This window comes from Klebsiella sp. 2-CIP_Kleb. (assembly GCF_050378715.1).
Lineage (GTDB): Bacteria > Pseudomonadota > Gammaproteobacteria > Enterobacterales > Enterobacteriaceae > Klebsiella > Klebsiella quasipneumoniae.
Window position 1 is genome coordinate 239,100 of sequence record NZ_JBNRLG010000004.1, and the last position, 19,694, is coordinate 258,793.

At 60.1% G+C, this 19,694-nt stretch carries 20 protein-coding genes; 12 read left to right on the plus strand and 8 right to left on the minus strand.

Annotated elements, in window-relative coordinates; all coding sequences use genetic code 11:
* Positions 1-118 precede the first annotated feature (118 nt).
* Positions 119-979 (minus strand): LysR family transcriptional regulator, encoded by an 861-nt coding sequence (locus ACQUTP_RS16240; RefSeq protein WP_004202072.1) that lies wholly within the window; start codon positions 977-979, stop codon positions 119-121.
* Between the two features lie 97 nt (positions 980-1,076).
* On the opposite strand from ACQUTP_RS16240, the gene ACQUTP_RS16245 reads away from it, so the two are divergent.
* From ACQUTP_RS16245 to arnF, 8 genes are all read left to right on the plus strand, one after another.
* Complete coding sequence (locus tag ACQUTP_RS16245) at positions 1,077-1,583, plus strand: phenolic acid decarboxylase (RefSeq protein ID WP_012540376.1); 507 nt, start codon at positions 1,077-1,079, stop codon at positions 1,581-1,583.
* Between the two features lie 396 nt (positions 1,584-1,979).
* The gene (arnB, locus tag ACQUTP_RS16250; RefSeq protein ID WP_135712120.1) at positions 1,980-3,119 is read left to right on the plus strand and encodes a UDP-4-amino-4-deoxy-L-arabinose aminotransferase; all 1,140 of its coding nucleotides are present in this window, start codon (positions 1,980-1,982) and stop codon (positions 3,117-3,119) included.
* A gap of 1 nt (position 3,120) precedes the next feature.
* Positions 3,121-4,104, plus strand: a complete 984-nt coding sequence (gene arnC, locus ACQUTP_RS16255) for an undecaprenyl-phosphate 4-deoxy-4-formamido-L-arabinose transferase (protein ID WP_048295687.1) — start codon at positions 3,121-3,123, stop codon at positions 4,102-4,104.
* Positions 4,101-6,086, plus strand: a complete 1,986-nt coding sequence (gene arnA / locus ACQUTP_RS16260) for a bifunctional UDP-4-amino-4-deoxy-L-arabinose formyltransferase/UDP-glucuronic acid oxidase ArnA (protein ID WP_049004434.1) — start codon at positions 4,101-4,103, stop codon at positions 6,084-6,086. Before arnC ends, arnA begins: the two co-directional genes overlap by 4 nt.
* On the plus strand, positions 6,083-6,985 hold the full coding sequence (arnD, locus tag ACQUTP_RS16265; RefSeq protein ID WP_004202080.1) for a 4-deoxy-4-formamido-L-arabinose-phosphoundecaprenol deformylase: 903 nt from the start codon (positions 6,083-6,085) through the stop codon (positions 6,983-6,985). Before arnA ends, arnD begins: the two co-directional genes overlap by 4 nt.
* Complete coding sequence (arnT, locus tag ACQUTP_RS16270; protein WP_148390294.1) at positions 6,985-8,640, plus strand: lipid IV(A) 4-amino-4-deoxy-L-arabinosyltransferase; 1,656 nt, start codon at positions 6,985-6,987, stop codon at positions 8,638-8,640. The genes arnD and arnT overlap by 1 nt, the downstream gene beginning before the upstream one ends.
* Positions 8,637-8,975 (plus strand): 4-amino-4-deoxy-L-arabinose-phosphoundecaprenol flippase subunit ArnE, encoded by a 339-nt coding sequence (arnE, locus tag ACQUTP_RS16275; protein ID WP_004202083.1) that lies wholly within the window; start codon positions 8,637-8,639, stop codon positions 8,973-8,975. Before arnT ends, arnE begins: the two co-directional genes overlap by 4 nt.
* Complete coding sequence (gene arnF / locus ACQUTP_RS16280) at positions 8,975-9,355, plus strand: 4-amino-4-deoxy-L-arabinose-phosphoundecaprenol flippase subunit ArnF (protein ID WP_023319275.1); 381 nt, start codon at positions 8,975-8,977, stop codon at positions 9,353-9,355. The genes arnE and arnF overlap by 1 nt, the downstream gene beginning before the upstream one ends.
* Here the strand turns inward: arnF and ACQUTP_RS16285 are convergent.
* Positions 9,352-10,401: an AI-2E family transporter gene (locus tag ACQUTP_RS16285; RefSeq protein WP_004202085.1), complete on the minus strand. Its 1,050-nt coding sequence runs from the start codon at positions 10,399-10,401 to the stop codon at positions 9,352-9,354. The genes arnF and ACQUTP_RS16285 overlap by 4 nt on opposite strands.
* A gap of 133 nt (positions 10,402-10,534) precedes the next feature.
* Between ACQUTP_RS16285 and ACQUTP_RS16290 the strand changes: the two genes are divergently transcribed.
* Positions 10,535-11,755, plus strand: a complete 1,221-nt coding sequence (locus tag ACQUTP_RS16290; RefSeq protein ID WP_148390295.1) for an MFS transporter — start codon at positions 10,535-10,537, stop codon at positions 11,753-11,755.
* Here ACQUTP_RS16290 and ACQUTP_RS16295 read toward each other — a convergent pair whose 3' ends face one another.
* Together ACQUTP_RS16295 and ACQUTP_RS16300 are read right to left on the minus strand one after the other, a co-directional pair.
* On the minus strand, positions 11,756-12,313 hold the full coding sequence (locus tag ACQUTP_RS16295; protein ID WP_428902441.1) for a DcrB family lipoprotein: 558 nt from the start codon (positions 12,311-12,313) through the stop codon (positions 11,756-11,758).
* A gap of 73 nt (positions 12,314-12,386) precedes the next feature.
* Complete coding sequence (locus ACQUTP_RS16300) at positions 12,387-13,052, minus strand: 7-cyano-7-deazaguanine/7-aminomethyl-7-deazaguanine transporter (RefSeq protein WP_032456695.1); 666 nt, start codon at positions 13,050-13,052, stop codon at positions 12,387-12,389.
* Positions 13,053-13,258: 206 nt separating this feature from the next.
* Here ACQUTP_RS16300 and tusA point away from each other — a divergent pair, with 206 nt between their 5' ends.
* The gene (tusA, locus tag ACQUTP_RS16305) at positions 13,259-13,504 is read left to right on the plus strand and encodes a sulfurtransferase TusA (RefSeq protein WP_002920858.1); all 246 of its coding nucleotides are present in this window, start codon (positions 13,259-13,261) and stop codon (positions 13,502-13,504) included.
* A gap of 190 nt (positions 13,505-13,694) precedes the next feature.
* Here the strand turns inward: tusA and zntA are convergent, their stop codons facing one another.
* On the minus strand, positions 13,695-15,905 hold the full coding sequence (gene zntA / locus ACQUTP_RS16310; RefSeq protein WP_048325942.1) for a Zn(II)/Cd(II)/Pb(II) translocating P-type ATPase ZntA: 2,211 nt from the start codon (positions 15,903-15,905) through the stop codon (positions 13,695-13,697).
* A 78-nt stretch (positions 15,906-15,983) separates the two neighbouring features.
* Complete coding sequence (locus ACQUTP_RS16315; RefSeq protein WP_004202090.1) at positions 15,984-16,610, minus strand: lysoplasmalogenase; 627 nt, start codon at positions 16,608-16,610, stop codon at positions 15,984-15,986.
* Positions 16,611-16,760: 150 nt separating this feature from the next.
* Between ACQUTP_RS16315 and ACQUTP_RS16320 the strand changes: the two genes are divergently transcribed.
* The gene (locus ACQUTP_RS16320; RefSeq protein ID WP_025999214.1) at positions 16,761-17,111 is read left to right on the plus strand and encodes a DUF2500 domain-containing protein; all 351 of its coding nucleotides are present in this window, start codon (positions 16,761-16,763) and stop codon (positions 17,109-17,111) included.
* A gap of 13 nt (positions 17,112-17,124) precedes the next feature.
* Here ACQUTP_RS16320 and ACQUTP_RS16325 read toward each other — a convergent pair whose 3' ends face one another.
* Positions 17,125-17,400 (minus strand): DUF1145 family protein, encoded by a 276-nt coding sequence (locus ACQUTP_RS16325; protein ID WP_004202092.1) that lies wholly within the window; start codon positions 17,398-17,400, stop codon positions 17,125-17,127.
* Positions 17,390-17,986, minus strand: a complete 597-nt coding sequence (rsmD, locus tag ACQUTP_RS16330; RefSeq protein WP_004202093.1) for a 16S rRNA (guanine(966)-N(2))-methyltransferase — start codon at positions 17,984-17,986, stop codon at positions 17,390-17,392. Before rsmD ends, ACQUTP_RS16325 begins: the two co-directional genes overlap by 11 nt.
* Positions 17,987-18,168: 182 nt before the next feature.
* On the opposite strand from rsmD, the gene ftsY reads away from it, so the two are divergent.
* Positions 18,169-19,692 carry a signal recognition particle-docking protein FtsY gene (gene ftsY, locus ACQUTP_RS16335; protein WP_148390302.1) on the plus strand — a complete coding sequence of 508 codons (1,524 nt, stop codon included), beginning with the start codon at positions 18,169-18,171 and terminating at the stop codon, positions 19,690-19,692.
* Positions 19,693-19,694 lie beyond the last annotated feature (2 nt).

Consider the following 19,694-nt stretch of genomic DNA (forward strand, 5'->3'; position numbering starts at 1 on the left):
GGAAAGTATGACGATTTTAGTGATTCATCATACTTTCGGAGTAACCTGGATCAATATTGCGCCGAAAAGTATAAGTAATCCGTATGATTATGCGCAGGGGCAGGCGCCGCTTTACCCCTCAGGGCGCCCGGAACAACCCCAGCAGCGTGGCCACCTGTTCGTCGATCGGCACCAGATCCCGCTTGACGATCAGATGCAGCGGCGTCGCGCGGCGCGCGCCATGGCTGAGGGGCAGCCGCTTCAGCACGCCCTGATCGAGATGGGAACGAATGCGCTCTTCCGGCAGCCAGCCGAAGCCGACCTGATACATCACCGCATCAATGGCGGCGTCAATGGTGGAGAAAGTCCAGGCGTCACGCGTCGCCTGGCCATCGCCGGTCTGGTCGGCAATGCGCACCAGCGGCCATGGTGCCAGCGCGCTATCCTCCAGCGGACCGTCGAGCGCGGCGAGAGGATGGTCGCGGTGGGCGACGGCGATAAAATCAATATTCATCAGCCACTCTCCGCGGCCGGTAATATCCTGGCGGCGGGTCAGAACCATGACATCGGCTTCCGTTCGCGCCGCGCCCTCGTCATCCATATTTTCCAGCACTTCGGTGAGTCTGACCTGCGTCTGCGGATAACGCTGCTGAAACTGGCGCAAAATGGCGAACAGCCGTTGGCGCGGGAAAATGCTGTCGACCACCAGATCCAGACGGGTGCGCGCCCCATTGCGCAGAGTAGCGGCATGCGTCTCAACGTAGGCGAAGGCCTGTAGCAGCGGTTTGACCTGATTCAGCAGCAGTTCGCCGGCTGGGGTCAGCACCGCCCGCCGCCCGGACGGCGCCAGCAGCGCCACCCCTAAACGCTCCTGCAGCAGCGCGAGGTTATAGCTCACCGAAGACTGGCTGCGATTGGTCTCCTCCGCCGCTCTGGCAAAGCTCCCCAATTCCACTACCTTTTCGAGTAACGCCCACTGCTCCAGGGTTGTCTTGTGCATAATCAATCTAAAATTTGGATGTATTTAATCCAAACATAGCGTTATTCATTCAATTTTTAAAGACGTATGCTGTCCTCAACAACATAGAGGAGAATAAATGATGAGCACTTTCGACAAACATGACCTCAGCGGCTTTATCGGTAAACATCTGGTCTACACCTACGACAACGGCTGGAACTACGAAATTTACGTCAAAAACGGCCACACCCTCGACTACCGTATTCACAGCGGCATCGTCGGCAATCGCTGGGTGAAAGATCAGGAAGCGTACATCGTGCGGGTGGGGGAAAGTATCTACAAAATCTCATGGACCGAACCGACCGGTACCGACGTCAGCCTGATCGTCAACCTGGGCGATAAACTGTTCCACGGCACCATTTTCTTCCCGCGCTGGATCATGAATAACCCGGAAAAAACCGTCTGCTTCCAGAACGATCACATTCCTCTGATGAATTCGTACCGCGATGCCGGCCCGGCCTACCCGACGGAAGTGATTGACGAGTTTGCTACTATCACCTTCATTCGCGACTGTGGCGCGGATAATGACGAGGTTATTAATTGCCCGGCAAGTGAATTGCCAGCTGATTTTCCTGCAAATTTGTAATTAAGCAGAAATAAATGTGTGATCTGCGCTAACTTTTTGTCATCAAGCGTGACAAAGACAGCGTCATTAATTGTTATCTGGTTTAACCCCCGTTTACTTTCCGCGATAGCGTTCCTGTTTGCTTTTCCAGACAGGAACGCTTTTTTGTCAAAATTCTGCCATAAATAAAACCTATCATTCTGTTTCTTAATGATTTATTTGGCTATGCTGAGAAAAGATTAATTTCTTAATATTATCCTAAGCAAGGTCAACTACATTAATAGTGGTCGAAATACCCTGAAATGGAATGCCGCGCTGAACTCACTTCATTTTAATTTCGTTTAAGTCCGCAGGCGCAGGATATTTTATTCTAACGACCCAGGTTTGTGCGTGGGTCATCTACAGAACAGGATGATGATGAGCGATTTTTTGCCTTTTTCGCGCCCGTCGATGGGCGACGCAGAGCTGGCAGCCCTGCGTGAAGTTTTAACGTCGGGCTGGATCACCACCGGACCGAAGAATCAGGCACTTGAAGCGGCATTTTGCCAGCTGACCGGCAACCGCCACGCGATTGCCGTCAGTTCAGCGACCGGCGGGATGCATGTGACCCTGATGGCGCTGGGTATTGGCCCTGGCGATGAAGTCATTACACCGTCCCAGACCTGGGTCTCCACTCTCAATATGATCTGCCTGCTGGGCGCCACGCCGGTGATGATCGATGTCGATAACGACAATCTGATGATCACCCCTGAGGCGGTGGCAGCGGCGATCACCTCGCGTACCAAAGCGATTATTCCTGTGCACTACGCGGGGGCGCCAGCCGATATCGACGCCATTCGCGCGGTGGGCGAGCGCCATGGCATTCCGGTGATCGAAGACGCCGCCCATGCGGCGGGGACCCACTATAAGGGCCGCCACGTAGGCTGGCAGGGGACCGCGATTTTCTCGTTCCACGCGATCAAAAACATGACCTGCGCTGAAGGCGGCCTGATTGTCACCGACGACGACGAGCTGGCCTCCCGTATCCGCAGCCTGAAATTCCATGGCCTTGGCGTGGACGCCTTTGACCGCCAGACCCATGGCCGCGCGCCGCAGGCGGAGGTGATCGCTCCGGGCTTTAAATACAATCTTGCCGACATCAACGCCGCGCTGGCGCTGGTCCAGCTGGAAAAACTGCCTCACGCCAACCAGCGGCGGGCGGAAATTGCCCAGCGCTATCTGCGCGAGCTGGCGGACACGCCGTTTACGCCCCTGACCGTCCCGGCCTGGGATCACCAGCACGCCTGGCATCTGTTTATCATCCGCGTCGATGAGGCTGCCTGCGGCATCAGCCGCGACGCGTTGATGGAAAAGCTAAAGGCGATGGGTATCGGCACCGGTCTGCACTTCCGTGCGGCCCATACGCAAAAATATTACCGCGAGCGCTTCCCGGAGGTTTCCCTGCCGAATACCGAATGGAACAGCGCCCGCATCTGTTCTCTCCCGTTGTTCCCGGACATGACCGATGACGATGTCACTCGCGTCATTTCCGCACTGCGCCAGCTGTCAGGACGTTGATATGCTTACTTACCCTCCCGTGAAGAAGGTCTCGGTGGTTATTCCGGTTTATAACGAACAGGATAGCCTGCCGGAGCTGCTTCGTCGTACGGATACCGCCTGCGCCACGCTGGGGCGGCAATATGAAATTCTGCTGATCGACGATGGCAGCAGCGACGATTCCGCGCGCATGCTCACCGAAGCTGCCGAGGCGGAAGGCAGTCACGTCGTCGCCGTGCTGTTAAACCGTAACTACGGGCAGCACTCGGCGATCATGGCCGGTTTCAGCCATGTAACCGGCGATTTAATCATTACGCTTGACGCCGACCTGCAAAACCCGCCGGAAGAGATCCCGCGGCTGGTGGCGAAGGCGGATGAAGGTTACGACGTGGTGGGCACCGTTCGCCAGAACCGTCAGGACAGCATCTTCCGCAAAACCGCGTCGAAGATGATCAACCGCCTGATCCAGCGCACCACCGGCAAAGCGATGGGCGACTACGGCTGCATGCTGCGCGCTTACCGCCGCCATATCATCGACGCCATGCTCAACTGCCATGAGCGCAGCACCTTTATCCCGATCCTGGCGAATACCTTCGCCCGGCGCGCGGTGGAGATCCCGGTGATGCACGCCGAGCGCGAATTCGGCGACTCCAAATACAGCTTTATGCGCCTGATCAACCTGATGTACGACCTGGTGACCTGTCTGACCACCACGCCGCTGCGTCTGCTCAGCATTTTCGGCAGCGTGATAGCCCTGCTGGGCTTCGCCTTTGGCCTGATGCTGGTGGTGCTGCGTCTGGCCTTTGGCCCGCAGTGGGCGGCGGAAGGGGTATTTATGCTCTTCGCCGTGCTGTTTATGTTCATCGGCGCTCAGTTTATCGGGATGGGCCTGCTCGGGGAGTATATCGGACGCATCTATAACGACGTGCGCGCGCGTCCCCGCTACTTTATTCAACGTGTTGTTCGCCAGCCGGAAACGGCATCTAAAGAGGAAGATCGTTCATGAAAGCCGTAGTCTTCGCTTATCACGATATGGGCTGCACCGGTATCCAGGCTCTGCTGGATGCTGGATATGATATCGCTGCTATTTTCACCCACCCGGATAACCCTGGCGAAAACCATTTCTTTGGCTCCGTGGCGCGCCTTGCCGCCGAGCAGGGCATTCCGGTGTGGGCGCCGGAAGACGTGAACCATCCGCTGTGGATTGAGCGTATCCGCGAGATGAAGCCGGACGTGCTGTTCTCCTTCTACTACCGCAACCTGCTGGGCGATGAGATCCTCAGTCTTGCGCCGAGAGGGGCGTTTAACCTACACGGTTCGCTGCTGCCGAAATATCGCGGCCGCGCGCCGCTGAACTGGGTACTGGTCAATGGCGAAAGCGAAACCGGCGTGACGCTGCACCGGATGGTGAACCGCGCGGATGCCGGCGATATCGTCGCTCAGCAAACCGTGGCGATTGGCCCGGATGACGCCGCCCTGACGCTGCACCGCAAGCTGTGCGCTGCCGCCACTGAGCTGCTGAGCCAGGCGCTGCCCGCCATCCTCGCCGGAACCACCGATGAACGTCCTCAGGATCACAGCCAGGCGACCTATGTGGGGCGTCGCACCCCGGAAGATGGCCGCCTCGACTGGGAGCAGCCGGCGCAGACGCTGCACAATCTGGTGCGCGCGGTCTCCGATCCGTGGCCGGGGGCCTTCGGCTACGCTGGCGCGAACAAATTTATTGTCTGGAAATCCCGTGTACGCAGTGATCTACCTGCAGCCAAACCGGGCACCGTTATCTCCGTTGCACCGCTGATCGTGGCGTGCCAGGAAGGGGCGCTGGAGATTGTCACCGGCCAGACCGAACGCGGCGTGTACATGCAGGGCGCCCAGCTGGCGCAGGCGCTGGGCCTGGTGTCCGGGGCGGTGATCAGCAGCAAACCGGTGGTGGCGGTTAAGCGTCGTACCCGGGTGCTGATCCTCGGCGTCAATGGCTTTATCGGTAACCATCTGACCGAACGCCTGCTGCAGGACGACAACTATGAGATTTACGGCCTGGATATCGGCTCCGACGCCATCAGCCGTTTCCTCGACTGCCCGCGTTTTCACTTCGTGGAAGGCGATATCAGCATTCACTCCGAGTGGATCGAATATCACATTAAGAAATGCGACGTGGTGCTGCCGCTGGTAGCTATCGCCACCCCTATCGAGTACACCCGCAACCCGCTGCGCGTGTTCGAGCTGGATTTCGAAGAGAACCTGAAGATCATCCGCGATTGCGTGAAATACAATAAGCGCATCATCTTCCCGTCGACCTCTGAAGTGTACGGCATGTGCACCGACAAAAACTTCGACGAAGATACTTCTAACCTGGTGGTCGGGCCGATCAACAAACAGCGCTGGATCTACTCGGTCTCCAAGCAGCTGCTGGACCGCGTGATCTGGGCCTACGGCGATAAGAATGGCCTGAAGTTCACCCTGTTCCGTCCGTTCAACTGGATGGGGCCGCGTCTGGATAACCTCAACGCCGCGCGTATCGGCAGCTCCCGCGCCATCACCCAACTGATCCTTAACCTGGTGGAAGGCTCGCCGATCAAGCTCATCGAAGGCGGCAAGCAGAAGCGCTGCTTTACTGACATCAGCGACGGTATCGAAGCGCTGTTCCGCATCATTGAGAACAAAGACGGCCGCTGCGACGGGCAGATCATCAACATCGGCAATCCGGATAACGAAGCGAGCATCAAAGAGCTGGCGGAGATGCTGCTGGCCTGCTTCGAACGCCATCCGCTGCGCGATCGCTTCCCGCCGTTTGCCGGCTTCCGCGAAGTGGAAAGCAGCGACTACTACGGCAAGGGCTATCAGGACGTTGAGCATCGCAAACCGAGCATCCGCAACGCCAAACGCTGCCTGAACTGGGAGCCGAAGGTGGAGATGGAAGAGACCGTTGAGCATACGCTGGACTTCTTCCTGCGCACGGTAGAACTGGTGGACGCTAAACATCCATGAAACAGGTCGGCTTACGCATAGATGTCGATACTTTTCGCGGGACGCGGGACGGTGTTCCGCGGCTGCTGGACCTGCTGGGCCAGCACGGGATTCAGGCAAGCTTCTTCTTCAGCGTCGGGCCGGACAATATGGGGCGTCACCTGTGGCGCCTGGTAAAACCGAAGTTTCTGTGGAAGATGCTGCGTTCCAGAGCGGCTTCGCTGTACGGCTGGGATATTCTGCTGGCCGGCACCGCGTGGCCGGGACGCCGCATCGGCGCGGGGAACGAGGCGGTGATCCGCGCGACCGCCGAGTCTCATGAAGTGGGCCTGCACGCCTGGGACCACTACAGCTGGCAGGCGTGGAGCGGCGTCTGGCCGCAGGAACGGCTGACGCTGGAGGTCGAGCGTGGCCTGCTGGAGCTCGAGCGCATCATCGGCCGCCCGGTCACCTGTTCGGCCGTTGCCGGCTGGCGCGCCGATCAGCGGGTGGTGAAAGCCAAAGAATCCTTCGATTTTCTCTACAACAGCGACTGTCGCGGCACGCGGCCGTTTCTGCCCCAGCTCGGCAGCGGCGTCTCTGGTACGGTGCAGATCCCGGTCACGTTGCCGACCTGGGACGAGGCGGTGGGCACGGCGGTGGATATCGCCGGCTTTAACCGCTATCTCCTCGACTGCATCCATCGCGACCCTGGCGTGCCGGTCTATACCATTCACGCCGAAGTGGAAGGTATTGCCTATGCCGATCAGTTCGATGAACTGCTGACCATGGCGGCGGAAGAAGAAATTCAGTTTTGCCCACTGAGCCAGCTGCTGCCCGCTGACTTTAGCGAGCTGCCGTCCGGCAAAGTGGTTCGGGGTGAACTGGCTGGCCGGGAAGGCTGGCTCGGACGTGAACAATTACTGACTTCGGGTGTTTGATGAAAAGCATTCGCTATGGCGTCTCTCTGATTGCGCTGTTTGCGCTGTATTACCTGCTGCCGCTCAATTTCCGTTTGCTCTGGCAACCCGATGAAACACGCTATGCGGAGATCAGCCGTGAAATGCTGGCCACCGGCGACTGGGTGGTGCCGCATTTTCTCGGGCTGCGCTACTTCGAAAAGCCGATTGCCGGTTACTGGATCAACAGTGTCGGCCAGTGGCTGTTTGGCCATAATAACTTCGGCGTACGCTTCGGGTCGGTCTTCGCCATCACCATGACCGCCGTGCTGGTGGCCTGGCTGGCGTGGCGCATCTTTCGCGATAAGCGGGTAGCCGTCCTGTCGCCAGTGATTTTTCTCACCGCGATGCTGGTGTATGCGATTGGTACCTATGCGGTGCTGGACCCGATGATCACCCTGTGGCTGGCGCTGGCGATGTGCAGCTTCTGGGGCGCGACGCAGGCGCAGAGCCGCGGCGGCAAAATACTGGGTTACGTGCTGTTGGGCGTCGCCTGCGGTATGGGGGTGATGACCAAAGGTTTCCTTGCGCTGGCGGTGCCGGTGGTGGGCGTTCTGCCGTGGGTGATCGCCCGTAAACGCTGGCGTGAAGTGCTGACCTACGGTTGGCTGGCGGTGGTCGTCTGTACGCTGGTGGTGCTGCCCTGGGGGCTGGCTATCGCCCAGCGCGAGCCGGACTTCTGGCGCTACTTCTTCTGGGTCGAGCATATTCAGCGTTTCGCCGAAAAAGACGCCCAGCACAAAGCGCCGTTCTGGTACTACATCCCGTTCCTGATTGCCGGCAGCCTGCCGTGGCTGGCCCTGCTGCCAGGGGCGCTGAAGCGCGGCTGGCGTGAGCGCGATGAGGCCCGCGGCGCGCTGTATCTGCTCGGTTGGGTGGCGATGCCGCTCCTGTTCTTCAGTATTGCAAAAGGCAAACTGCCGACCTATATCCTGCCGTGCTTTGCGCCGCTGTCGATCCTGATGGCGCGCTACGCGCTGGAGGCGGCGAAGACCGGCGCGAAAGCGCTGCGCATCAATGGGATGATCAACCTGGGCTTTGGCCTGCTGGGGCTGATCGCCGTGCTGGTAGTTTCGCCCTGGGGCGTGATGCACAAGCCGGTGTGGACCAAGATTGAGCTGTATAAATGTCTGCTGGCGGCCATCGCCTTCGCCGTCTGGGCGCTGATGGGCTGGCTGGCGATGAAAGACGCTGGCCGCCGTTGGAGCCTGGCGGCGCTCTGCCCGCTCGGCCTGGCGCTGCTGGTGGGCTTCGCCATCCCGGACCGGGTTATCGACAGCAAACAGCCGCAGTTCCTCGTGGATATCGTCAGCGAATCCCTGCAGCCCAGCCGCTACGTCCTGACCAACAACGTCGGGATCGCCGGCGGCCTGGCCTGGGAGCTGAAGCGAAGCGATATTATTATGTTCGACAAACAAGGTGAGCTGAAGTACGGTCTCGACTGGCCGGACGCTCAGGGTAGCTTTGTCAGCCAGGCCGGGTTTGCCGACTGGCTGGCCGCGCATCGTCAGCAGGGGCCGGTCTCGCTGGTGCTGTTGATGGATAAAGGAGAGAGTATGCTCGACTTACCGTTACCGAAACCCGATAACGCTTACGAGCTGGGGCGGGTCGTTTTCCTTCAGTATCTGCCGCAATGAGCGTCTGGATCTGTCTGGTGTTCGCCAGCCTGCTGAGCTGCGCCGGACAGCTGTGCCAGAAACAGGCGACCCGCCCGTCCCGTCGCGGACGGCGGAGTCGCCATATACTCTTCTGGCTGGGGATGGCACTGCTATGCCTCGGCTGCGGCATGCTGCTGTGGCTGAGCGTCCTGCAGTCTATTCCGGTGAGCATCGCCTATCCGATGCTGAGCCTGAACTTCGTCTGGGTCACCCTCGCGGGCTGGGGCATCTGGCATGAGCCGGTCGCTCGCCGCCACTGGTTTGGCGTCGGGTTGATCGTCGTGGGCATTGTCATTCTGGGGACCAGCGTTTGATGGGCTTTCTCTGGGCATTATTCAGCGTCGGCCTTGTCAGCGCCGCGCAGCTGCTGCTGCGCAGCGCCATGGTGGCCTTGCCGCCGCTGACCGATATTCTGGCCTTTCTCCAGCATCTGCTGCATTTCGAGCCCGGCACCTTCGGCCTGTTTTTCGGCCTGCTGGGCTACCTGTTGTCAATGGTCTGCTGGTACTTTGCCCTCCACCGTCTACCGTTATCAAAAGCGTATGCACTGTTGAGCCTGAGCTATATCCTGGTGTGGGCTGCCGCCATCTGGCTGCCCGGCTGGCATGAGCCGTTCTACTGGCAATCGCTGCTGGGCGTGGCGATTATCGTCGCCGGCGTATTGACCATCTTCTGGCCGGTGAAACGCCGCTAGCCGGGGAGCCGGCTTTTGGGACGCCCCGGGCCGAGCAGGATCGCCAGCTTGCTGCCCCCGACGGTGGTCTCCATCCAGATTTTACAGACGCTGGTTAACGGCACCGAGAGCAGCATTCCCACCGGCCCCAGCAGCCAGCCCCAGACCAGCAGCGACAGGAACACCACCAGGGTCGACATCCCCAGCCGGTGGCCCATCATGCGCGGCTCCACCATGTTGCCCAGCACCATATGCACCACCAGAAACAGCGCCCCGACCAGCAGGCACTCGTAGATGCCGCTGAACAGCAGCGCCTGCAGCATGGGTGGGATAGCGGAGATGGCGGAGCCGATATTCGGCACATAGTTCAGCAGGAACGCCAGCACCCCCCACATCAGCGCGAACTGTACCCCCATCGCCAGCAGCCCCAGCCAGACAATCAGCCCGGTCCACAGGCTGATTAGCGTTTTCAGCGCCAGATAGTGGGTAACGCCTTTCAGCGCCCGGTGCAGCCCGGCGATATGCAGACGAGGGTTATTGAGGGCAAAACGCAGTTTGTAGGGCAGGTGGCGAACCTCAAAAAGCATAAAGATCACCGTCATCACCAGCAGCACAATGCTGGCCATCGCCCCGGAAAGCTGGGTCATCAGCGTCGTGGCCCAGGTCATCAGCCGTTCTGAATCCATACGTCGCAGCATGCGCTCCGGATTGATATGCAGGTTGAGAAAGGGGAGATACTCCTGGAGCTGGACGATCTTACGCGTCAGGGCGCGGTTGAAATCAGGCAGCATGGCGACAAAGTCATTGAGCGACGCCGCCAGCACGCCAAGCAGCGCGGTGAGCATCACCAGCATTGCCGTCACCACCAGGGTAATGGCGAACGGGCGCCGCACCCCGCGGCGAATGAACCAGGTGACCAGCGGGTTGAGGACGATAGCGAAAAACAGCGCCAGCAGCAGCTGCACCAGAATATCGGCGGCGGCGTGGATCCCGGCGAGGATAATCACCAGCGCCGCCAGCTTAAGTAAAATATGGAGCCCGGCTTTATCAGCCTGCGGAGGGGACATAGGTATTCCTTTTGTGAGTCGCGCCTGATAAGTGTAGCGGTTCGCCGACTGCCAATATTCTGAAAGGCGAGCTGCTTTTCCGCCGCCAGCGTGGTAATAGTGAAAGCTGGTTGTCGAAATCTGGTGGAACCTGATGCCCGAACCCGTCGCCGAACCGGCGCTCACTGGACTGCGCCTCAATCTGCGGATTGTCTCCGTCGTCATTTTTAACTTTGCCAGCTATCTCACCATCGGCTTGCCGCTGGCGGTGCTTCCCGGCTATGTGCTTGATGTAATGGGCTTTAGCGCTTTCTGGGCCGGCCTGGTGATTAGTCTGCAATATTTCGCCACGCTGCTCAGCCGCCCGCACGCCGGGCGCTATGCTGACCTGCTGGGGCCCAAAAAGATCGTTGTCTTCGGCCTCTGCGGCTGCTTTTTAAGCGGCCTGAGCTACCTGCTTGCCGCCTGGAGCAGCGGCTGGCCGCTGGTTAGCCTGCTGCTGCTATGCCTCGGGCGGGTCATTCTCGGCATCGGCCAGAGCTTTGCCGGCACCGGCTCGACGCTGTGGGGCGTCGGCGTTGTTGGGTCGCTGCATATCGGGCGGGTGATCTCGTGGAACGGCATTGTGACCTACGGGGCGATGGCGATGGGCGCCCCGCTCGGCGTGCTGTGCTATTCGTACATTGGCCTCAGCGGCCTGGCCGGGGTCATTATGGCGGTTGCGCTGGCGGCTATCCTCTGCGCGCTGCCCCGCGCAGCGGTGAAGGCGGCGAAAGGCAAAGCGATGTCGTTTCGCGCGGTGCTCGGGCGGGTGTGGCCCTACGGCATGGCGCTGGCCCTGGCCTCCGCCGGTTTCGGGGTTATCGCCACCTTTATCACGCTGTTTTATGAGGCCAAAGGCTGGGACGGGGCGGCCTTCGCCCTGACGCTGTTCAGCTGCGCGTTCGTTGGCGCGCGGCTGCTGTTTCCCAACGCCATTAACCGCTTCGGCGGGCTGAACGTGGCGATGCTCTGCTTTAGCGTGGAGATCATCGGCCTGCTGCTGGTCGGCTTTGCTGATACGCCGCTGCTGGCGAAAATCGGCACCTTGCTTACCGGGGCCGGGTTCTCGTTGGTCTTTCCGGCGCTGGGCGTGGTGGCGGTGAAAGCGGTGCCGCAGCACAACCAAGGGTCGGCGCTGGCCACCTATACCGTGTTTATGGATTTGTCGTTAGGCGTCACCGGGCCGCTGGCCGGCTTGCTGATGGCGTGGACCGGGATCCCGGTGATATATCTGGCGGCGGCAGGTCTGGTGATGGCGGCGCTGCTGCTGGGCTGGCGGTTAAAAAAACGGCCCCCGGGTGGCGAACCGGAGGCCGTCGCACCAGGCCAGTAATTACTGGATGGTGAGGGTGCTGATGATGCTTTCCGCTTCGGTCTGCGCCTGCTGCTGGTTGTCCGCCGGCAGGGTGACCTGCAGGGTCAGCAGTTTGTCATCCACTTTGCCGAGCAGTACGGAAGACCACGCGGTCTGCCCCTTGGCGGAGATGATGCTGTCCAGCTGCTGCAGGGTATGACCTTTGATCTCCAGCGACTTATTGCTCACCACCTGCAGCTGCGGGTCGCGGCTACGCTGCTGATCTTCCAGGCGTTTCGCCAGCACCGCCAGGTCTTCATTGGTGCTGTCGCCGACGATGACGATGACTGCTTTCTGGCCGGTGGCGTCAGAATAGACGTGCATGTTGTTCGCCTGAGTACCCAGTTTGCCGCTCTGGTCGGCCATGCCCGCAGGCAGGGTGAAGCTCAGTTTGCCATCCAGCAGGCTGATCGCCTGGCCGCTGGTGTTGCTCTCCGCTGCTGCCCCAACGGTTTGCGCTTTTGAATCGCTGTTATCGCAGGCGGCAAGCCCCATCACCAGCAGGCCAATACCGACATATTTAACCAAATTGCGCATTGACATCTTCCTTTCGATAAACGGCCACTAATGGCTCATCCGGCTATCTTAACACATCAGCCCGCGAGTACCTTTAACTCGGCTGCAATGCCGACAAATCAGATTTATCCGCCAGCCTTTTCAACAGCATATTTAACAGCACGCCGTACATCGGCAGGAAGAAAATGATGCTGATAAGCACTTTAAAGCTGTAGTCGACGAGGGCGATCTCCCCCCAGTGAGCGGCCATAAACGGATCCGGGCTGCGCCAGAAGGCGATGAAGAAGAACGCTACGGTATCGCTGATGTTGCCGAACAGCGTCGAGGCGGTGGGGGCCAGCCACCAGTGACGGCTCTGCCGCAGGCGGTTGAAGACGTGGACGTCAAGGATCTGCCCCAGCGCATAGGCCATAAAGCTGGCGATGGCGATGCGCGCGACGAAGAGATTAAAGGAGCCCAGCGCGGCGAAGCCCTGCCACTCGCCCATGTAAAACAGGGCGGAGATGGCGTAGGAGATGACCAGCGCCGGGACCATCACCGCAAAAATAATACGTCGCGCCAGCGGTGCGCCAAAAATTCGCACCGTCAGATCGGTGGCGAGGAAGATAAACGGAAAACTGAACGCGCCCCAGGTGGTATGGAAACCAAAGATGGAGATCGGCAGCTGAACCAGATAGTTGCTGGAGGTGATCACCAGCAGATGAAATAGCGAAAGCCAGACGAGCGCTTTTTTGCGCTGTACGGTAGTAAACGGATTCATATTGTGACCTTTTTATGCCCGTCATGCTTCAGGTGAATGAGCAATCGGCAGCGGAACGTTGGGGTGAGGGAACCCAATTAAAAACGGCTGCATGATACTGCGTTGCCGGCGTAATGCAATGGTTGTTTTTCGCGCAAACGTTAACCTGGCTTGCGTACTGGCGAGCAGGGGGTAAACTAGGGCCGTTTTGTTGACGTGAGACTAAAATGAGCGAACTTTTCTCCACTCCTGACCACACTCTGGATGCCCTGGGACTCCGCTGCCCGGAGCCGGTCATGATGGTGCGTAAAACCGTGCGGACGATGCCGGTGGGCGAGACGCTGCTGATTATTGCTGACGATCCGGCCACCACCCGCGATATCCCGGGATTCTGCCGCTTTATGGAGCATGAGCTGGTGGCCCAGGAAACCGAAGCCCTGCCGTACCGCTACCTGATCCGCAAAAGCCACTGAGCCTCTCCCGGATGGCGGCGCGCAGCGCCTTATCCGGGCTACCCGACGGTCCGGAACCGTAGCCCTGCTAAGCGTAGCGCGAGCAGGGAATACCCCGGATGGCGGCGCGTAGCGCCTTATCCGGGCTACCCGACGGTCTGGAACCGTAGCCCTGCTAAGCGTAGCGCGAGCAGGGAAGCCGGTATCTATGCTACAACTTCTTACGCAATAACCGCAGCGCGTTAGCCGTTACCAGCACGGTGGCGCCGGTATCCGCCAGCACCGCCAGCCACAGACCGGTCAGGCCGAGCAGGGTGGTGACAAGGAAAATCCCCTTCAGCCCTAAGGCAATCGCGATGTTCTGGCGGATATTGGCGTGAGTCGCCCGCGCCAGGGAAATCATCTGCGCCAGGCCGGTCAGACGGTTGTGGGTCAGCGCGGCGTCGGCAGTCTCCAGCGCCACGTCGGTACCGCTGCCCATGGCGATGCCGATGGTCGCCGCTTTCATCGCCGGGGCGTCGTTGATGCCGTCGCCGACCATCGCCAGCGGCGCATCGGCATTCAACGCCATCACCGCTTCGACTTTGTCCGCCGGCAGCAGGCCGGCGCGGAATTCCAGCCCCAGTTCGCTGGCGATGGCCGCCGCGGCGCGCGGGTTATCCCCGGTGAGGATCACCCCCTGCACCCCCAACTGGTGTAAGGCATCCACTGCCTGACGCGCGTCGTCGCGCAGGGTGTCGCGCAGCGCCAGGATGCCGAGAAGCGTCTCGCCGCGCATGACCAGCACCACCGTTTGCCCGGCGCTCTCCAGCTGCTGGATCTGCGCCTCATGCTCTGCCGGGGCGGCTTTGCTGGCCGCGCAGATTAAAATCCGGCTGCCGTTGACCTCGGCTTCGATACCGGAACCTGCCAGCGCCCGCTGGCCGCTGGCCAGCGGAATGCTCAGCTGGCGCCGCTGCGCTTCGCGGACGATGGCCTGCGCCAACGGATGGCTGGAGCCTTGCTCCACCGCCGCCGCCAGCGCCAGCAGCGCGTTGTCGTCATTCTCAGCCGTGGCGATGACCGAGGTCACCTGCGGCTGCCCGACGGTCAGGGTGCCGGTTTTATCGAACGCCACCTGGCGCACCTGGCCCAGCTGTTCCAGCGCCGCGCCGCCTTTGATCAGCGCCCCGCGTCGGGCGGCGACCGCCAGGCCGGAGGTGATGGCTGCCGGGGTGGAGATGACCAGCGCGCACGGGCAGCCGATCAACAGCAGCGTTAAGCCTTTATAGATCCATGGCAGCCAGGCGCTGGCGAAGAACAGCGGCGGGACAATGGCCACCAACAGGGCCACCACCATAATGGCCGGAGTGTAGATCCGGCTGAAGCGGTCGATAAAACGCTCGATCGGCGCCCGACGTTCCTCCGCCTCTTCAATCAGCTTCAGGATGCGGTCGATGGCGCTGTCGCCCGGTTCGGAGATCACGGTCAGCTGCACCAGGCGGTCGACGCTGGTGGCGCCCGCCGCTACCCGTTCTCCGGCCTGGCGCTCCACCGGCACCGACTCGCCGGTCAGGGCGCTTTCATCAAAGCTGGCAAACGGCGACAGCAGTTGTCCATCCGCCGGCAGACGCCCGCCGGCGGCCACTTCAATCACATCTCCGGGACGCAGGTCACGCTGGGCGACGGTTTCCCGCACGCCGTTGCGCAGACGGATGGCGGTGTCGGGCTTCAGCGCCATCAGCGCGCTCACGCCCTGCCGCGCGCGGCTGGCGGCCCAGCCTTCGAGACGCTCGCCGATCAGGAACAGCAGCAGGACCATCGCCGCCTCTGCGGTGGCGCCGATAAACAGCGCTCCGATGGCGGCGACGCTCATCAGCGTTTCAATGGCGAACCAGCTCCCGCTTTTGATCAGGCGCATCGCCTGGCGGGCAACCGGCCACAGGCCGACCAGGGTGGTGGCAACAAAGGCTAACTGACCGGCAGGGTGGTTGGCCTGCTCCAGCCCCCAGCTCAGGGCCATCATAATGACCAGCGTCAGCAACGGTAAATTGTCGCGCAGCCGCGAGCCCTGCGTTTTCTCTGACGCGGGGGCATCGGCATCGCGCAGCGTATAGCCTGCCTGACGTACCGCCTGCTCAACCTGGGCGCGAACGTCGCCTTCAGCGTTAACCAATAATTTTTCCGTGGCGAACAGCACCTGAACCTGACTGACGCCGGGCACCTGACGAACCGCCGTTTCCACCTTGCGGGCGCAGGCGGCGCAGTCCATGCCGGCAACCTGCCAGCTGTAGCGGGCGTCGCTAAGCGCTTCGGCAGCTGGTGCGCTCTCTACGGCGCAGGCGTGGTCTGTGCAGCAGCTCTCCGCCGGGGCGGGCGCTGGCCGCATGGTGAATGACGAGAATTGTGGGACTTTTTTATCCTGCGCGTCTGGAGTCGACATGGCACCCTCCGGTAAATGATAATTTTCTCATTAGCCGTAGGATACACTCTGGAGTCGACTCCAGAGTCAAGGACTAAATTACAGGTACAGCGCGCGCACGATGAGGAAGTGGCCGGCAAAGTAAAACGCGGCGGCAATGGCGTTATCGGCGCGGAAACGGCGACGATAGTGACTTACCAGCCACACGGCATTGCTCAGCAGCAGCAGAGCGGCGCCGGCGAAACCGGACAGCGCGGTGTCGGTAGGGCGGGCAAACCATAGCTCACCGGCCAGCCAGACCATCACCAGCGTCATGCCGATAAAGGTCAGCACCGGCATTTTCATCTCTTCCAGGCGGCTCCAGATCACCGCCATCAGCAGGGCGCCGAATACCAGCAGCACCAGCGGCAGCGGCCAGAAGAACGACAGCGTCAGCTGGCTGGCAAACCAGATGGTATACAGCAGATGCGACAGGAAGAAGGCGCCCACCGCGTACATCACCCGCTGGCGCGGCAGCAGGGTGAGGGCGTCGCCGAGCAGCGAGGCGCACAGGCCAGCCAGCACCAGGTAGCTGATGGCATTGAACATCGGCGCCTGCCAGGCCAGCAACAGCAACAGAATCAGGGTGACAGGTTTAAATACCCAGCGTCGCCAGGCCGGCCCGCGATAGGATGCATCGACATAAAGCCATGCGGAGAAACAGACAGCAATAAATGACCAAAGCATAGTAAGTCCCTGTATCTGTTATCATAAAGAAAGTTATGGATGCGTGAAGCTACCACTCAGTGTAGTGGTTTGGCGCAGCAGATGACAATGTTATTCCAGTCGCAGTATGCTGATTCCTGATATTTTTTATGGGTAACCTTAATGAGTAAAATGCCGCTCTTTTTTGTTCTGGTCGTCGCGGTGATTGTGGTGGCGGCTTCGTTTCGCTATGTGCAGCAGCGCCGCGAAAAACTGGCGAACGACGCCGCGCCGGTGTTGCAAAAGCGGGTGATCGTCAGCAATAAGCGGGAAAAAGTGATTAACGATCGGCGTTCGCGCCAACAGACGGTGACGCCTGCGGGCAGCGAGATGCGCTATGAAGCGAGCTTTCGCCCTGAGAGCGGCGGGCTGGAGGTGGTGTTTCGCCTTGACGCGCCGCAGTATCATGCGCTGAGCGTCGGCGATCGCGGGATGTTGAGTTATAAGGGCACAGCGTTCGTGGCGTTTACGCCCGATCCCTGAGCCCTTGTCAGGACTATTTCTTCAGCGTCGCCTTCAGTTTTTTCTGCCAGGCGACGAGCTCAAACACGCCGAAGATAAAAATGCGGATTTGCTCAAAGCGGCCCAGCGGCGGGGCATCTTTCGGCTGCGTCGCCTTGAGCAGCGTCAGCTGCAGACCATGCATCAGGATCATAAAAATCAGCGCGACGTTGACGAAGATATTCAGCGGCTTCGGGAAGGGCTGAAACAGATTCAATAACAGAAAGGCCCAGACGCACAGCATCAGCAGGCGGCCTAAATTAATCAGCATGGTTCTCTCCTTGGGCCTCACGTTGGTAAAGACGGTACGCGACCTGTCCGGCCACTTTTTCACGATACAGATGCCAGTTCGCCGGTACCGGCGGTAAACCGTTTTCGACTTCGCTTTCGACGTACACCAGGGCCTCATCGGCCAGCCAGCCCTGCGTTTCCAGCAGGCGCAGCGTCTCCTCCAGCAGCCCCTGACGGAACGGTGGGTCGACGAATACGATCTCATGCGGCGTGCCCGGTTGGCTCAGGAAGCTGAGGGTGTTGGTCGCGATCACCTTGCCGCGATCCGCTTTCAGGGTGGCCAGGTTTTTTTGCAACTGCTGAGCGACGCCGCGCTCCATCTCCAGTAGCGTAGTGCTGGCCGCATAGCGGGACAGCGCCTCAAGCCCCAGCGCGCCGCTGCCGGCAAAGCAGTCGAGGCAGTGCGCGTCAACGATGGACGGCGCCAGCCAGTTAAAAAGGGTTTCGCGAACCCGGTCGGTGGTCGGCCGCAGGCCCGGGCTCTCCGGCACCGGTAATTTACGGCCGCGCCATTGCCCGCCGATGATGCGGATCTGACCGCTGCCCGCGTGGTTTGGTTTTTTCATCTCTCTGCTCAAGTCTCAACTTCCGGCCTGCTATTCTAGCGATCGACGGCGGTTGACGAAACCTTAATCCGGGGGCGGTGCTGCGAGTTAAGTTAAGTGATAGACTATCCAACTAATTTCATCATTTTTTCAGCTTCTGATGAAGCTGCGCCATGAATAAACAGCGAGGAGTGTGGTCGCAAATGGCAAAAGAGAAAAAACGTGGCTTCTTTTCCTGGCTGGGCTTTGGACAGAAAGAACAGGCACAGGAAACCGAGACTGAACAAAAAGTAGAAGAACAACAAGCGGTTGCCGATGAGGCGCCGGCGGCGGCAACCCCTGCCGAGCCGAGCGCGCCGAAAGCGGACCCGGAGGCGTTTGCCGAAGAGGTCGTCGACGTCACCGAGACGGTGGTCGAAAACGAAAAGGCCCACCTTGCGGAGCCTGCCAGCGTGCAGGAAGAAAAGTGGGTGGAAACGCCTGCTCTGACCGAAGAAGCGCCTGTTGTTGAACCGGAGCCCGCGGTCAGCGAACCGCCTGAACAGCCTGCGGTGGTTGAGTCGCTGGCGGAAGAGGTTATCGCCGAACCGGTGGCGGCGGAGGTCGTGGCTGAGCAGCCTGTAGAGGATGCTGTTGCCCAGCTGCAGGAGACGGAAGCGCCGGAAGAGGACGCGCCGTTAAGCGATGAAGAGCTGGAAGCGCAGGCGCTGGCGGCCGAGGCGGCAGAAGAGGCGGCGGTGGTGGTGCCGGCGCCAGAAGACGAGGCGCCGGTGGAAGCACTGGCCCAGGAGCAGGAAAAACCGACGAAAGAAGGCTTTTTTGCCCGCCTAAAACGTAGCCTTCTGAAAACAAAAGAAAATCTCGGTTCCGGATTTATCAGCCTGTTCCGCGGTAAGAAGATCGACGACGATCTGTTTGAAGAGCTGGAAGAGCAGCTGCTGATCGCTGATGTCGGGGTGGAGACCACCCGCAAGATCATTACTAACCTCACTGAGGGTGCCAGCCGTAAGCAGCTGCGCGATGCGGAGGCGCTGTACGGCCTGCTGAAAGAAGAGATGGGTGAGATTCTCGCCAAAGTGGATGCGCCGCTGAACGTTGAAGGCAAAACGCCATTTGTTATTCTGATGGTCGGCGTGAACGGGGTGGGGAAAACCACCACCATCGGCAAGCTGGCGCGTCAGTTTGAGCAGCAGGGCAAATCGGTGATGCTGGCGGCGGGGGATACCTTCCGTGCGGCGGCGGTAGAACAGTTGCAGGTCTGGGGGCAGCGTAACAATATCCCGGTGATCGCCCAGCACACCGGCGCCGATTCCGCTTCGGTGATTTTCGACGCCATTCAGGCGGCGAAGGCGCGCCATGTTGATGTGCTGATTGCCGATACCGCCGGGCGTCTGCAGAATAAATCGCACCTGATGGAAGAGCTGAAGAAGATCGTCCGGGTGATGAAAAAGCTGGACGTCGACGCGCCGCATGAGGTGATGTTAACCATCGACGCCAGCACCGGGCAGAATGCCATTAGCCAGGCCAAACTGTTCCATGAGGCGGTAGGTTTGACCGGGATCACCCTAACCAAGCTGGATGGCACCGCCAAAGGCGGCGTGATCTTCTCGGTGGCCGACCAGTTCGGCATTCCGATTCGCTATATTGGCGTCGGCGAGCGTATTGAGGATCTGCGTCCGTTTAATGCGGGCGACTTTATTGAGGCACTTTTTGCCCGAGAGGATTAAGA